General features: G+C 63.5%; 17 protein-coding genes. 15 read left to right on the forward strand and 2 right to left on the reverse strand.

The genetic code is table 11. The features are described from left to right. The 15 genes from AC1Y2B_RS19850 to cysE form a co-directional block, all read left to right on the forward strand. Positions 1-180: GTA head formation protein, RCAP_rcc01685 family (locus tag AC1Y2B_RS19850; protein WP_482254858.1), on the forward strand; the 180-nt coding region annotated here is incomplete at its 5' end. Between the two features lie 23 nt (positions 181-203). Continuing rightward, complete coding sequence (locus AC1Y2B_RS19855) at positions 204-764, forward strand: HK97 family phage prohead protease (RefSeq protein WP_482254859.1); 561 nt, start codon at positions 204-206, stop codon at positions 762-764. Positions 765-799: 35 nt separating this feature from the next. Further along, positions 800-1990, forward strand: coding sequence for a phage major capsid protein (locus tag AC1Y2B_RS19860; protein ID WP_482254860.1), 1191 nt, complete (start codon positions 800-802; stop codon positions 1988-1990). A 96-nt stretch (positions 1991-2086) separates the two neighbouring features. Then, a complete protein-coding gene (locus AC1Y2B_RS19865) occupies positions 2087-2686 on the forward strand; it encodes a head-tail connector protein (protein WP_482254861.1) in 600 nt (199 codons plus the stop codon). Beyond that, on the forward strand, positions 2683-3018 hold the full coding sequence (locus tag AC1Y2B_RS19870) for a head-tail adaptor protein (protein WP_482254862.1): 336 nt from the start codon (positions 2683-2685) through the stop codon (positions 3016-3018). The genes AC1Y2B_RS19865 and AC1Y2B_RS19870 overlap by 4 nt, the downstream gene beginning before the upstream one ends. Beyond that, a complete protein-coding gene (locus AC1Y2B_RS19875; RefSeq protein WP_482254863.1) occupies positions 3015-3413 on the forward strand; it encodes a DUF3168 domain-containing protein in 399 nt (132 codons plus the stop codon). The genes AC1Y2B_RS19870 and AC1Y2B_RS19875 overlap by 4 nt, the downstream gene beginning before the upstream one ends. A 24-nt stretch (positions 3414-3437) precedes the next feature. Continuing rightward, positions 3438-3851, forward strand: coding sequence for a phage major tail protein, TP901-1 family (locus AC1Y2B_RS19880; protein WP_482254864.1), 414 nt, complete (start codon positions 3438-3440; stop codon positions 3849-3851). Continuing rightward, positions 3851-4171 (forward strand): gene transfer agent family protein, encoded by a 321-nt coding sequence (locus AC1Y2B_RS19885; protein WP_482254865.1) that lies wholly within the window; start codon positions 3851-3853, stop codon positions 4169-4171. The genes AC1Y2B_RS19880 and AC1Y2B_RS19885 overlap by 1 nt, the downstream gene beginning before the upstream one ends. After that, the gene (locus AC1Y2B_RS19890) at positions 4168-4407 is read left to right on the forward strand and encodes a rcc01693 family protein (protein ID WP_482254866.1); all 240 of its coding nucleotides are present in this window, start codon (positions 4168-4170) and stop codon (positions 4405-4407) included. Before AC1Y2B_RS19885 ends, AC1Y2B_RS19890 begins: the two co-directional genes overlap by 4 nt. Then, positions 4364-5014 (forward strand): phage tail tape measure protein, encoded by a 651-nt coding sequence (locus tag AC1Y2B_RS19895; RefSeq protein ID WP_482254867.1) that lies wholly within the window; start codon positions 4364-4366, stop codon positions 5012-5014. The genes AC1Y2B_RS19890 and AC1Y2B_RS19895 overlap by 44 nt, the downstream gene beginning before the upstream one ends. Before the next feature lie 9 nt (positions 5015-5023). Then, the gene (locus tag AC1Y2B_RS19900; RefSeq protein ID WP_482254868.1) at positions 5024-5656 is read left to right on the forward strand and encodes a phage distal tail protein, Rcc01695 family; all 633 of its coding nucleotides are present in this window, start codon (positions 5024-5026) and stop codon (positions 5654-5656) included. Then, positions 5653-6540: a DUF2163 domain-containing protein gene (locus AC1Y2B_RS19905; protein WP_482254869.1), complete on the forward strand. Its 888-nt coding sequence runs from the start codon at positions 5653-5655 to the stop codon at positions 6538-6540. Before AC1Y2B_RS19900 ends, AC1Y2B_RS19905 begins: the two co-directional genes overlap by 4 nt. After that, positions 6537-6992 (forward strand): NlpC/P60 family protein, encoded by a 456-nt coding sequence (locus tag AC1Y2B_RS19910; RefSeq protein WP_482254870.1) that lies wholly within the window; start codon positions 6537-6539, stop codon positions 6990-6992. The genes AC1Y2B_RS19905 and AC1Y2B_RS19910 overlap by 4 nt, the downstream gene beginning before the upstream one ends. A gap of 3 nt (positions 6993-6995) precedes the next feature. Next, on the forward strand, positions 6996-10892 hold the full coding sequence (locus AC1Y2B_RS19915; protein ID WP_482254871.1) for a baseplate multidomain protein megatron: 3897 nt from the start codon (positions 6996-6998) through the stop codon (positions 10890-10892). A 96-nt stretch (positions 10893-10988) separates the two neighbouring features. Next, complete coding sequence (gene cysE / locus AC1Y2B_RS19920) at positions 10989-11798, forward strand: serine O-acetyltransferase (protein WP_482254872.1); 810 nt, start codon at positions 10989-10991, stop codon at positions 11796-11798. Between the two features lie 100 nt (positions 11799-11898). Here the strand turns inward: cysE and AC1Y2B_RS19925 are convergent, their stop codons facing one another. After that, positions 11899-13215 (reverse strand): pyruvate dehydrogenase complex dihydrolipoamide acetyltransferase, encoded by a 1317-nt coding sequence (locus AC1Y2B_RS19925; protein WP_482254873.1) that lies wholly within the window; start codon positions 13213-13215, stop codon positions 11899-11901. Positions 13216-13223: 8 nt separating this feature from the next. Continuing rightward, positions 13224-14576 carry a pyruvate dehydrogenase complex E1 component subunit beta gene (locus AC1Y2B_RS19930; protein WP_482254874.1) on the reverse strand — a complete coding sequence of 451 codons (1353 nt, stop codon included), beginning with the start codon at positions 14574-14576 and terminating at the stop codon, positions 13224-13226. Positions 14577-14581 lie beyond the last annotated feature (5 nt).

Consider the following 14581-nt stretch of genomic DNA (forward strand, 5'->3'; position numbering starts at 1 on the left):
CGGCTGGAAGCCAATGAACGCGTGGCCGAGGAGCGGTGGGCCGCGCTCGATTTCCGGCTGCAGCAGATCGATACCGTCCTGGAGCGGCTGGAAAAGCGCATCTGGGTCGGGGTTTACGGGGTCGCGGCGTTTCTGCTGAGCCAGATGGCCGAGGCGATCATTGCGGCGGCGACCAAGTGAGGGATCGGCAAATGAGGGATCAGATGTGGATGATACCGGGCGCGCCTGAGCGCAAATATGCGGCCGTGGAAGGGCCGGGGTTGCAGGTCACCGATGGCACGGTGATCGCAGGCTATGCGAGCCTGTTCGGCCGCAAGGATCAGGGCGGCGATACGGTGCAGAAGGGGGCTTACAGCGTAAGCCTTGCGTCGATGGCCAAGGCGGGGCGCGGGATCAAGATGCTGTGGCAGCATGATCCGACCCAGCCGATTGGCGTCTGGGACGAGGTGCGCGAGGATGCGACCGGGCTTTACGTCAAGGGGCGTATCCTGACCGAGATCGAGAAGGGGCGCGAGGCGGCGGCCCTTCTGACGGCGGGGGCGATTGACGGCCTGTCGATCGGCTACCGGACCGTGAAGGCGGAACGCGATGGCAAGGGGCAACGCCTGTTGTCGGAGCTGGAGCTTTGGGAAGTGTCCTTGGTGACCTTCCCAATGCTTCCTGAGGCCCGGGTGGCGGCGAAGGGCGACAGCCTTGAGGCCGACATCTGGGGCGAACTGGCGGCGGCTTTCGACGAGGCGCGCCTTTCCCTGGCCAAGCGGTAGCTGCGGCCATTCACGACCAACCTGAGGACAACGATATGACCGAGACCAAGGCTCGGGCCGGGGAAGATTTCCCTGCCCATCCCGGTGCGGAAGTGAAATCCGCGATGGCCGGATTTCTGAACGCCTTCAAAGGCTTTCAGGACGAAGTGAAGACCTCCTTTCAACAACAGGAAGAGCGTATGACCATGTTGGACCGCAAAACGATGAGCTATGCCCGCCCGGCCCTTTCGGCTGCGACCGAGGTGGATCTGTCGCACAAGAAGGCGCTGGCCGCCTATCTGCGCACCGGCGATGATGACGGTCTGCGTGGCCTGAACCTTGAGGGCAAGGCGATGTCGACCGCCGTTTCGGCGGATGGCGGCTATTTGCTGAACCCGCAGATGTCGGCCAATATCGAGTCCATGCTGTCTTCGACCGCCTCGCTGCGCTCGATTGCCAATGTGGTGCAGATTGATGCGACGTCTTACGACGTCATCATCGACAACACCGATGTGGGTTCAGGCTGGCAGTCGGAACTGTCGGCGGTGTCCGAAACCTCGACCCCGAACATCAACCGCATCTCGATCAAGCTGAATGACCTGTCCGCGATGCCGAAGGCAAGCCAGCGTTTGCTGGATGATGCGGCGTTTGACGTGGAAAGCTGGCTGTCCCAGAAAATCGCGACCCGCTTCATCCGGGCGGAGGCTTCGGCCTTCATCAACGGCACCGGCACCGATCAGCCCAAGGGCATTCTGCTGCCCAACAAGGTGGCGAATGCGTCCTGGACCTGGGGCAATCTGGGTTACATTCCGACCGGCTTTGCCACCGACTTCAACACAACCAACCCGTTGGATTGCCTGATCACGCTGGTTTACTCGTTGGCCGCTGACTACCGCGCCAATGCGACCTTCGTGATGAATTCCAAGACCGCAGGTGCGGTGCGCAAGATCAAGGATACGGTTGGCCGCTTCATGTGGACGGATTCGGTGGCGGCGGGTCAGCCTGCGACGCTGATGGGTTACCGCGTGCTGGTGTCGGAGGACATGCCGGATGTGGGCGCCAACACCTATCCGATCGCGTTTGGCGATTTCAACGCCGGTTATACGATTGCCGAGCGTCCGGACCTGCGCATCCTGCGCGACCCGTTCTCGGCCAAGCCGAATGTGCTGTTCTACGCCTCCAAGCGCGTGGGCGGCGACATCGTGGACTATGCGGCCATCAAGCTGCTGAAAGTCGCCGTGTCGTAAGGCGGCGGTCTGGCCCGGACGGGGCCGGACACATTGCGCGCCGGGTTTGGGGCGAGCCCGGCGCGCCTTTGCAGCGGCAGATGGATGGAGAGAGAGATGATGTTGACCGAAGAGACCAGCGTTCTGACCTCGGCGCTGCCGGTGCAGGCGCTGAAGGATCATCTGCGGCTGGGCACCGGGTTTTCCGATGGCAACATGCAGGATGGGCTGATCGAAAGCTATCTGCGGGCGGCGTTGGCGGCGGTGGAGGGGCGGACGGGCAAGGCCATTCTGCAGCGCCGCTTCAAGCTGGTGCTTCAGGATTGGCGCGACGGGTCAGAGCAAGCGCTGCCGGTCGCTCCGGTCGCGGCGATTGTTTCGGTGACGCTGGTGGATCCGGCGGGAACGGCGACGGTGCTGGGCAGTGCGACCTATCGGCTGGTGCCGGATGCGCATCGGCCCAAGCTGGCGGCGGTGGGGTATCTGCTGCCGATGGTGCCGGCGGATGGTCACATCGAGGTGGTGTTTGACGCGGGCTTTGATGCCGCATGGGACGGCGTGCCGCCAGATTTGCAGCAGGCGGTGTTCCTGCTGGCGGGGCAATATTACGAGCAGCGCAACGACTTCAGCGGGGCTCCGGCAGGGCTGCCCTATCCGGTGCAGGCCTTGATCGAACGCTGGCGCACGGTGCGTGTGCTGGGGGGAGGTGGGGCATGAGTGTGCAACTGAACCGCCGTCTGGTGCTGGAGACGCCCACGCGGGTGGATGACGGTGCGGGTGGCTTTGCGTTGAGCTGGGTGCAGGACGGTATATTGTGGGGCGAGGTGGTGCCGGGGGCGGGCAGCGACGCGGCGGGCGTCGAGGTGTCGCTGGCCAAGGTGCCCTACCGGATCACGGTGCGGGGGGCGGCGGTGGGGTCTCCGGCGCGGCCGCGGCCGGATCAGCGGCTGACGGATGGCGCGCGGGTGTTCACCATTCTTACGGTGACCGAGCGGGATGCTTCGGGCCTGTACCTGACCTGTTTTGCCCGTGAGGAGGTGCCGCAATGAGTTATGCAGCTTCGGCAGCGCTTCAAAGCGCTGTGTATCAGCGGTTGACCGGGTGGTCCTCGCTGTCCGGTGTGTCGGTGGTGGATGCGGTGCCGCCAAGAGCCGGGACGGGGACGTTCATCCTGCTGGGTCCAGAAAACGTGGTGGATCAAAGCGACAAGTCGGGGCTGGGGGCGGAGCATCAGTTTGTGGTGTCGGTGATTTCCGACGCCACGGGGTTTATCCCGGCCAAAACGGCGGCCGGGCATGTGTCGGAGGCTTTGGTGGGGGCGAGCTTGACGCTGGCCACCGGGTCTTTGGTCAGCCTCAGCTTCGTGCGGGCCTCGGCCAAGCGGCTGAACACCGGGGACAGCCGGCGGATTGATCTGACCTTCCGGGCGCGGATCGAACTTTAACCCTTTCAGGATGGAGAGACCTCTATGGCTGTTCAAAACGGCAAGGACCTGCTGATCAAGGTGGATCAGACCGGCACCGGAAGCTTTGTGACGGTGGCGGGGCTGCGGGCCAGCAAGCTGAGCTTCAACGCCGAGACGGTGGATGTGACGACGCTGGAAAGCGCGGGCGGCTGGCGCGAGTTGCTAGCGGGGGCGGGGGTGAAGTCGGCGGCGATTTCCGGCTCGGGCGTGTTTCGGGATGCCAATACCGATGCGCGGGCGCGCCAGATCTTCTTTGACGCGGAAATGCCGCAGTTTCAGGTGGTTATCCCGTCGTTCGGCATCGTACAGGGCGCGTTCCAGATCACCTCGCTGGATTATTCCGGCACCTACAACGGGGAGGCGACGTTTGACATGGCGATCGCCTCGGCCGGCGCTTTGACCTTCACGGCGATCTGATGGGCAATCCGTTTCAAGGGGAAGTGAACCTGATGCTCGACGGGGTGCCACATGTGGCCAAGCTGACGCTGGGGGCGCTGGCGGAGTTGGAGGCGTCGCTGGGGTCTGGCACGCTGGTCGATCTGATCAGCCGGTTTGAGGGGCAGCAGTTTTCCACCCGTGATGTGCTGGCGCTGGTGGTGGCGGGGCTGCGGGGCGGTGGCTGGCAAGGCACGGCGGCGGACTTGCTGCGGGTCGAGATTGGCGGCGGGCCGATGATGGCCGCGCAAATCGCGGCCCAACTGCTGGCGCGCGCCTTCGCCTTGCCGGGCGAAGCATGAGCCAGATCGACTGGCCGGGCCTGATGCGTGCGGGTTTGCATGAATTGCGGCTGGCGCCGGAGGTGTTTTGGCGCCTGACGCCCATCGAATTGAAAATCATGCTTGGGGCGGAGAACACCGCCCCGGCCTTGACGCGGGCGCGGCTGGAAGAGCTGGCCGCCGCTTTCCCCGATGGCAGAAAGGCAAAAGCCGATGACGAGTATCGCGGATCTGACGGACCAGATTGCCGCCCTTGAGGCGACCTTGGGTGGCACGGTGGGCATGGTGTCGAGCTTCGAGGGCGAGTTGAGCAAGATGCAGGACTCGCTGGTGTTCACCGGGCGGGAGGTGAGTTCGCTGTCGTCGGGGTTCAGCGGCGGGCTGAAGCGGGCTTTCGATGGCGTGGTGTTTGACGGTGTGAAACTGTCGGACGCGCTGCGCGGGCTGGCGAAAAGCATGGCGGATACGGTGTTCAACACCGCGATGAAGCCGGTGACCAATGCGGTAGGCGGGTTTTTGGCGGGTGGGCTGAACTCGCTACTGGGCGGTCAGGGCTTTGCCAAGGGGGGTGCCTTTGTGCAAGGGCGGGTAATGCCGTTTGCGCAGGGTGGGGTCGTGTCATCGCCCACGCATTTCCCGATGCAGGGCGGCCTGGGGCTAATGGGGGAGGCTGGACCGGAGGCGATCATGCCGCTGACGCGGGGGGCGGATGGCAAACTTGGGGTTAGGGCGGCGCGCGGCGGCGGGGCGGTGACGGTGGTGATGAACATCTCCACCCCCGATGTCGCGGGCTTCCAGCGCAGCCAGAGCCAGATCGCGGCCGAGGCCATGCGGGCCTTGTCGCGCGGCCAACGTAACCGGTGAGGAAGAGCCATGGCCTTTCATGACGTGAGATACCCGACCAACCTCAGCTTCGGGTCAACCGGCGGGCCGGAGCGGCGGACTGAGATTGTCACGCTGGTGAACGGGTTCGAAGAGCGGAACTCTCCCTGGCTGGATTCGCGGCGGCATTTTGATGCCGGTGCGGGGATGCGATCGCTGGATGATCTGGAAACGCTGATTGCCTTCTTCGAGGCGCGCCACGGGCAGTTGCATGCGTTCCGCTGGAAGGACTGGAGCGACTACAAGACCAGCCGGCCCTCACATGTCGTGACCGCAACGGATCAGGTGATCGGGACGGGCGATGGCACCAGTGTCGCCTTCCAGTTGGTCAAAATATATGCCTCGGGCGGGCAATTCTACACGCGGCCCCTGGTCAAGCCTGTGAGTGGGACCGTGCGGGTGGCGGTGAACGGGGTGGTGCGGGCTGAGGGGACAGATTTCACGGTCGATCTAACAAGTGGGATTGTGACCTTCCACCTGCCGCCGGCCGCAGGACTTTCCGTTACGGCGGGGTGCGAGTTCGATGTGCCGGTGCGGTTTGATACGGACCGGATCAGCACCTCTATGGCGACGTTTCAGGCCGGGCAGATCCCGGCGGTTCCGGTGATCGAGGTGCGGCTGTGAGCGGGCGGGATGATCTTCTGGCGCATCTGGCGACGGGCACCACGACGGTTTGCCAATGTTGGGCGGTGACGCGACGGGATGGGGTGCAGTTGGGCTTTACGGACCACGACCGCGATCTGGTGATTGACGGGCTGACCTACAAGGCCGCCAGCGGGATGACGGCGCGGGCCTTGCAGCAGGGAACCGGGTTGGCGGTGGACAATTCGGAAGCGGTGGGGGCGTTGAATGATGCTTCCGTCAGCGAGGCGGATTTACTTGCGGGGCGGTTTGACGGTGCCGAGGTGCTGAACCTGATGGTCAACTGGCAGGATGTCAGCCAGCGCATCGTGCAGTTCCGTGGCTTTTTTGGTGAGGTGACCCGGTCCTCGGGCGGATTCAAGGCGGAATTGCGCGGGCTGACCGAGGCGCTGAACCAGGTTCAGGGGCGGGCCTATCAGAAGACCTGTGCGGCGGTGCTGGGCGATGGCCAGTGCCGATTTGATCTGAGCCAGACAGGGTTTTCGGCCGAGGTTGCGATCGTGGCCATCGTGGAACCGGGGGTTTACCGGATCGCCGCGTTAAGCGGGATTGCAGACGGCTGGTTCAGCCGGGGCCGTGTGAAGGTCTTGACCGGTGGGGCTGCCGGCATCGTGGGTCTGGTGAAATTCGACAGGGACGAGGGAACCGCCCGAAGACTGGAGCTTTGGGTGGACTTTGCGCAAGCGCCGCTGGTGGGGGATATGATCCGGCTGGAGGCGGGCTGTGACAAGGTGGCCGGTACGTGTCAGGGAAAATTCCATAATTTCATAAACTTTCGCGGGTTTCCTCAGATTCCTGGTGAGGATTGGCTGACGGCCTATCCCGTGTCCGGCAAGACCAACGATGGCGGAAGTCTGGTGAAATGACGCCGTGTGACACTACGGGCCGCCCGGAGGTTGTGGCGCAGGCACGGTGCTGGATCGGGACGCCCTATCTGCACCAGGCCTCGTTGCAGGGCGTCGGGACGGATTGCCTTGGCTTGCTGCGCGGCGTTTGGCGCGCCTTGATGGGCCATGAGCCGCAGGATGTTCCGGCATACACCATGGATTGGTCGGAAGCCTCGGGTAGCGAAGAGATGCTGTCGGCCGCCGGTCGTTGGCTGATCGAAAAGCCGCTGACGGAAGCTGCGGCCGGCGATGTCATCGTGTTCCGCATGCGGTCGGGCTTCGTGGCCAAGCATGTCGGCATTGTCTCGGACACGGGTCCGCAAGCGAGGTTTGTTCACGCCTATACGGGCCACGGCGTCGTCGAAAGCGCCCTGACGGCCCCCTGGGTTCGGCGGATCGCCGGGCGTTTCGCATTTCCCAAAGGAGCATGAGTGATGGCCACTATCCTTTTGTCCGCTGCCGGGGCGGCGCTCGGCTCTGGCTTCGGGGGCAGTTTTCTGGGCTTGTCAGGGGCCGTCCTTGGGCGCGCCGTGGGCGCCACGATCGGACGGTCGATCGACCAGCGCATTCTGGGCATTGGCTCTGATCCAGTTCAGACCGGTCGGGTGGAGCGGTTCCAGTTGACCGGTGCCAGCGACGGCGCGCCGGTGGCGCGGGTCTGGGGCCGCATGCGGGTTGGTGGTCAGGTGATCTGGGCGACGCGCTTTCTGGAGAACGTCAACCGCAGCGGCGGGGGCAAAGGCTCGCCTCGTCCGGCTACGGAAAGTTTCACCTATACGATCAGTTTGGCGATTGCCCTCTGCCAGGGGGAGGCGCAGCGACTGGGTCGCGTCTGGGCCGATGGCGCAGAAATTGCCGTGGGAAGTCTGGATCTGCGGTTTTATCCGGGCAGTGAGGAGCAGATGCCCGATCCCAAGATCGAAGCGGTGGAAGGCACCGGGCTGGCTCCGGCGTTTCGGGGTGTGGCCTATGTGGTGATCGAGGATCTGGATCTGTCGCGGTTCGGCAATCGGGTTCCGCAGTTCACGTTTGAGGTCTTGCGGCGCGCGCCCGGTTCGGTGGACGGATCGCTGGCCGATATCGCAAGCTCGGTGCAGGCTGTGGCATTGATACCGGGGACCGGAGAATATGCGCTGGCAACAACGCCGGTGACCTTCAACGACGGCCCGGGGGTCAGCCGTTCGGCCAATGTGCATTCCGTCGAGGACAAGACCGATTTCAAGGTCTCGTTGGAGCAGTTGGGCGAGGAACTGCCCGGCGTCGGCTCTGTTTCGCTGGTGACCAGCTGGTTTGGCAATGATCTGCGCTGCGGCTCTTGCGCCATTCGGCCCAAAGTGGATCAGGCGGCGGAAGATGGTGTCGAATTGCCGTGGAGCGTCTCGGGTCTGACCCGGTCGACGGCGATCGTACTGCCGACGCTGGACGGGCGGGCGGTTTATGGCGGAACGCCCACCGATCGGTCGCTCATCGAGGCGATCACGGCGATCCGCGCTTCGGGCAAGGCGGTGATGTTCTATCCGTTCCTTCTGATGGACCAGATGGCGGGCAACAGCCTGCCGGATCCGTGGTCGGATGCGGGCACACAAGCGGCGCTGCCATGGCGGGGCAGGATCACGGTGTCAGAGGCCCCTGGCCGGGCGGGTAGCCCGGATCGGACGGCGGCGGCCGCCATCGAGGTGGCGGCCTTTATGGGGGTGGCGCAGCCCTCGCATTTCACCATTTCGGGCGACACGGTGATCTATTCCGGCCCCGATGAATGGAGCTATCGGCGCTTCATCCTGCATTATGCCAAGTTGTGCGTGCTGGCGGGCGGGGTGGATGCGTTCTGCATCGGCTCGGAGTTGCGCGGGCTGACGCAGATCCGGGGCGCGGGCGACAGCTTTCCGATGGTGACGGCGCTGAAGACCTTGGCGGCGGATGTCCGGGCGATCCTGGGGGCCGAGACCAAGATCAGCTATGCGGCGGATTGGTCGGAGTATTTCGGATACCACACCGGCGATGACGTCTATTTCCACCTGGACCCGCTGTGGGCCGACACAAACATCGACTTCGTGGGCATCGACAACTACATGCCACTGTCGGATTGGCGCGATGGGTCGGATCACCTCGACGCGGGGTGGGGGTCGATCTACAACATAGATTACCTCAAGGCGAATATCGCGGGAGGTGAGGGCTACGACTGGTTCTACGAATCCCAGCTGGCCGTGGACACGCAACTTCGCCGGCCCATTCAGGATTTGGCGTATGGCGAGGACTGGATCTTCCGTCCCAAGGATCTAAGCGGTTGGTGGGGCCATGCGCACCACGAGCGGCGTGGCGGCACAAGGTCGTCGGCAGCAACCGATTGGGTGCCGGGGATGAAGCCGATCCGGTTCACCGAATACGGCTGTGCCGCGTTGGACAAAGGGTCGAACGAACCGAACAAGTTTCTCGATGCCAAGTCGTCTGAATCTGCCTTGCCGCGCGCCTCGAACGGGCGGCGCGATGACTTGATCCAGCTGCAATATCTGCGCGCGATGCACGAGTTCTGGTCAGATGCGGCCCATAATCCTGCGGCGACGCTGTATACTGGACGGATGGTCGATATGGCCAACAGCCATGTCTGGGCCTGGGATGCGCGACCTTTCCCGGAGTTTCCCGGAAATGGCACGGTCTGGGGCGACGGGCCGAATTATTTTCGCGGCCATTGGTTGAACGGAAGAAGTTCGGGGCAATCGCTTGCTGCCGTGGTGGCGGATATTTGCCAGAACGCCGGTGTGTCCGATTTCATAGACGTCTCAAGAGCCTATGGCATCGTGCGCGGCTATGTGGTCAGCGATATTGGCACCGCGCGCGGTGCGTTGCAGCAGCTGATGACGACCTATGCGATGGATGCCGGGGAACGTGAGGGCGTCCTTCGCTTTGCCATCCGCGACGGAGTGGCGCGGACCAGCCTGACCTTGGACCATCTGGCGGTGGCGCAGGGGCTCGACAGCGGTCTGGAAACCACCCGCGCGTCCGAGGCCGATACGTCCGGGCGGGTTCGGTTGACCTATGTGGAGGCCGAGAGCGATTTTGAAGTGCGCACGGCGGAGGCGGTTTTTCCGGATGAAACTGCACCCAATGTCTCGCAAAGCGAGGTGGCGTTGCAACTGACCAATGCCGAGGCGCGCGCCGTGGCAGAGCGGTGGCTGGCGGAAGCGCGGCTTGCGCGGGACGGGGTCAAGTTCGCCTTGCCAAAGTCGGCATTGGCGCTGGGGGCCGCAGATACGGTCGATTTGGACGGTGTGACCTATCGGATTGACCGTCTGGAAAATGGCGACTCGCTGGTGGTGGATGCGGTGCGGGTGGAAGCCGGGGCCTATCTGCCGGCAACCGAAATTGACCTTTCCACGTCACGGGCCTCACCTGCCGTTGCGATGCCGGTGTTTCCGGTCTTTCTGGATCTTCCACTGCTGAATGGCACCGAAAACCCGCAATCGCCTCATGTCGCAGCCACAGCCAGCCCCTGGCCCGGCCCGGTTGATGTGTGGAGTGCAACCAGTGTCAATGGTTTCAGCCTGAACCGGCAGATCACAGCGCCTGCCGTGCTGGGGGTGACGCAAACAGTGATGTCTGCTTGGCAGGCGGGCGTCTGGGATCAGGGGCCGGCGTTGCGGGTCAGACTGTCGGCAGGGCAACTGGCCTCGGTCTCGGAGGATGACATTCTCAATGGGGCCAATGCGGCGGCGATTGGCGATGGGTCGACGGAAAACTGGGAGGTGTTCCAGTTCAAGACCGCACAATTGGTGGCGCCGCGAACCTACGATCTGACGGTTCGACTGCGGGGTCAGTCGGGTACCGACGGGGTCATGCCGGCTTTCTGGCCGGTGGGCAGCTATTTCGTTCTGCTCGACGGAGCAATCCCGCAACTGGAGATGTCTGCCTCGGCCCGGGGGCTCACGCGGTTTTACCGGGTGGGTCAGGCGGATCGAGGCTACAGCGACCCCAAGGTTGTCAGCACGGCGCTGGCTTTCAATGGCATCGGGTTGCGTCCCTATTGCGTGGCCCATCTGCAGGCGTCGGGTGCCGCAGGATCCACGGTTCAGGTGCAGTGGATTCGCCGCACGCGGATTGATGGCGACAGTTGGCTGGGGCTTGAGGTTCCTTTGGGGGAAGACGGCGAGCTTTACCAGATTCAGGTCTGGCAAGGCCCGACCCTGCTGCGCGAGGACTACGCCGCCACACCGCAATGGACCTATACACCAGCCCAGCAACTGGCCGACGGGGCAGCGACAGGTTTTTCCGTCGCGGTGGCTCAGGTGTCCAACAGATTCGGTCCAGGTCCCTTCCAACAGATCGTGATTTCCTGAAAGACCACAAAACCCCGGTGAAGCGCTCGTTTTGCGCTTCGCCGGGGCTGTCCGGACGTTTGCGACTGTGGTAATTTCCTGACAAGAGGTGACACCATGGCCGAAGCTCAATCCAAAGTCGCAGCCGTCGATCCTGTCTGGCAACGGGTCCGGGAAGAGGCGCTGGCCGCCATCCGCAACGAACCGAATCTGGGCGGCCTGATCCACTCCAGCCTGTTGCACCATGTCAGTCTGGACCGGGCGCTGGCTTACGGTTTTGCCCAGAAGCTGGCCTCCAGCGAGATTGGCGCGCAAAGCCTGCGTGAAATCGCCGATCTGGCCTATAGTCAGGACCCGGAACTTGGGCAGGCGGCCCGATCTGACATGATGGCGGTCTATGACCGCGACCCGGCGTGCCACCGGTTCATCGAGCCGCTTTTGTTCTTCAAGGGTTTTCACGCGCTTCAGGCCTATCGGATCGGCCATTGGCTTTGGACCCATGGCCGCAAGGACATGGCCTATTTCGTGCAGATGCGGGTGTCCGAGGTGTTTTCGGTCGATATCCATCCCGCGGCGCGGATCGGCAAGGGCTTGATGATCGACCACGCTCATTCCATCGTGATTGGTGAAACGGCCGTGGTCGGCGACAACGTCTCGATGCTGCATTCGGTGACGCTGGGTGGTACCGGCAAGGAAGACGGCGACCGGCATCCCAAGATCGGCAATGGTGTGCTGATCGGGGCAGGGGCCAAGGTCTTGGGCAACATCAGCATCGGGTACTGCAGCCGGATCGCCGCCGGCTCCGTGGTGCTGCATGACGTCCCGCACAATTCCACTGTGGCTGGCGTTCCCGCCAAGGTCATCGGCCATTCAGGTTGTGCCCAGCCGGCCATGACGATGGACCAGCTCATCGCCGGCGAAATCTGACATATCGGCAAGGCAAAACGGCCGGAGCATCTGCTCCGGCCGTTTTTTCATGTCTGCCGTTTGAAGAACCACAGGATGGGGTTGACCTGCCCCTGTACGTTCAGGCCAGCATCGTGATCGGGTTTTCCAGCGCCTCGACGACAACTTTCAGGAACTCTGCCCCCAAGGCGCCGTCGATCACCCGGTGATCCACCGACAAGGTCATCGACATCACCGTCGCCACGCCAATCGAGTTGTCCTTCAGCACCACCGGCTTCTTGATCCCTGCGCCAACCGCCAGAATGGCACCATGCGGCGGGTTGATCACGGCGTCGAAATTTTCGACCCCCATCATCCCGAGGTTGGAGATGGCGAAGCTGCCGCCTTGATATTCATGGGGTGCAAGCTTCTTCGACTTCGCCCGCGCCGCCAGATCCTTCATCTCGGCCGACAAGACCGACAAGGTCTTCTTGTCGGCATCGCGCAACACCGGCGTGAAGAGCCCGCCTTCAATTGCCACAGCCACGGCCACGTCTGACGGCTTCAGCTTCAGGATCCGGTCCCCGGCCCAGACCGCATTGGCGTTCGGCACGGCTTGCAGGGCAATCGCACAGGCCTTGATGATGAAGTCATTGACCGACAGCTTGACGCCCCGGCTTTCCAGCCCCTTGTTCAGCTGTTCGCGGAAGGCCATCAGCGCGTCCAGACGCACCTCGCGGCGCAGGTAGAAATGCGGGATGGTCTGCTTGGCTTCCGTCAACCGCGCCGCAATCGTCCGGCGCATGCCGTCAAGCGGCACTTCGGTATAGGCGCGGTCGGCGTACATCTTCATCACGGTTTCCGCAGACATGCCCGTGGGCATCCCGACCTTCGCCGCTGCCGGAAGCGCCGCCGCCGCTGTAACCGGGGCAGGGGCCGCAGTTGCCACGACAGGAGCCGCCTTCGCCCCCTCGACATCCGCCTTGACGATGCGGCCATGCGGACCGGAACCTGCAACCTTGGTCAGATCCAGCCCCTTCTCGGTCGCCAAGCGCCGCGCCAGAGGCGAGGCAAAGACCCGTGCCCCTTCCGCCTTCGGTGCGACCGAAGCAGCCGAGGTAATCGGGAACTGGCTCGACACCACCGCTACCGGAGCAGCCGCAGCGACAGCCGCAGCAACCGGAGCCGCAGCCTTCGGCGCCGCCGAAACGCTCTCGCCGTCTTCGACAATCACCACAATCGGCGTGTTCACCTTCACGCCCGCGGTCCCCTCGGCGATCAGAAGCTTGCCCACGGTGCCTTCATCGACCGCCTCAAACTCCATCGTCGCCTTGTCGGTCTCGATCTCGGCGATGATCTGGCCCGATTTGACCTTGTCGCCTTCTTTCACCAGCCACTTCGCCAGCGTGCCCTCCTCCATCGTCGGAGACAGCGCGGGCATCAGGATTTCAACAGCCATAATGCACCTCAGCGATAGCAGACGGATTTGACAGCGGCGACCACTTCGGCGGTCGTCACCAGGGCAAGCTTCTCAAGATTGGCCGCGTAGGGCATCGGCACATCCTTGCCCGTGCAGGTCACCACCGGAGCATCCAGATAGTCGAACGCCCGCTGCATGATCGTTGACGCCAAGTGGTCGCCGATCGAGCCAACCGGGAAGCCTTCCTCCACCGTGACACAGCGGTTGGTCTTCATGACCGAAGCCAGCACCGTGTCATAGTCGATCGGGCGCAGGGTGCGCAGGTCGATGACCTCGGCACTGATCCCGTCTTTCGCAAGCAGATCAGCGGCTTCCAGGGCGTACTTCATCCCGATCCCGAACGAGACGATGGTCACGTCCTTGCCCTCGCGCCAGATGCGGGCCTTGCCGAAGGGGATGGTGAAATCGGGCAAATCGGGCACTTCGAAGCTTTGCCCGTAGAGGATTTCATTTTCCAGGAAGACCACCGGGTTGCGGTCGCGAATGGCCGTCTTCAGCAAGCCCTTGGCGTCCGCTGCCGAGTAAGGCATCACCACCTTCAACCCTGGAATGGCCGCATACCACGCCGCATAATCCTGCGAATGCTGCGCCCCAACCCGCGCCGCAGCCCCATTGGTGCCGCGGAACACGATCGGCGCGCCCATCTGGCCGCCCGACATGTAGTTGGTCTTGGCTGCCGAGTTCAGGATGTGGTCAATCGCCTGCATGGCGAAGTTCCAGGTCATGAATTCCACGATCGGGTTCAAGCCACCCCAGGCCGCCCCAACGGCAATCCCGGTAAAGCCCATCTCGGTGATCGGCGTATCGACCACGCGCTTCGGCCCGAACTCGTCCAGCAGACCCTGGCTGATCTTGTACGCGCCCTGATACTCGCCCACTTCTTCGCCCATCAGCATGACGGTCGGATTGGCGCGCATCTCTTCGGCCATCGCCTCGCGCAGCGCTTCCCGCACGGTCATCGTCTTCATCGGCGTGCCGTCCGCCCAATCGGCCGAGGCCTTGGACACAACCGCGATCGGTGCCGCCACAGCGGCAACCGGGGCAGGGGCCGCCACAGCGGCAACCGCCACAGGAGCCGCCTTGGCCGCCACAACCTCACCCTCTTCCGACATCTGCAGGATCGGCGTGTTCACCTTCACCCCAGCGGTGCCCTCGGCCACCAGCAAGGCGCCAACCCGGCCCTCGTCGGTCGCTTCAAACTCCATCGTCGCCTTGTCGGTCTCGATCTCGGCAAGGATCTGGCCCGACTTGACCACATCGCCGACCTTGACCAGCCATTTCGCCAGCGTGCCCTCTTCCATCGTGGGCGACAGCGCCGGCATCAATACTTCAACAGCCATGTGCA

Source organism: Stagnihabitans sp., from assembly GCF_964946895.1.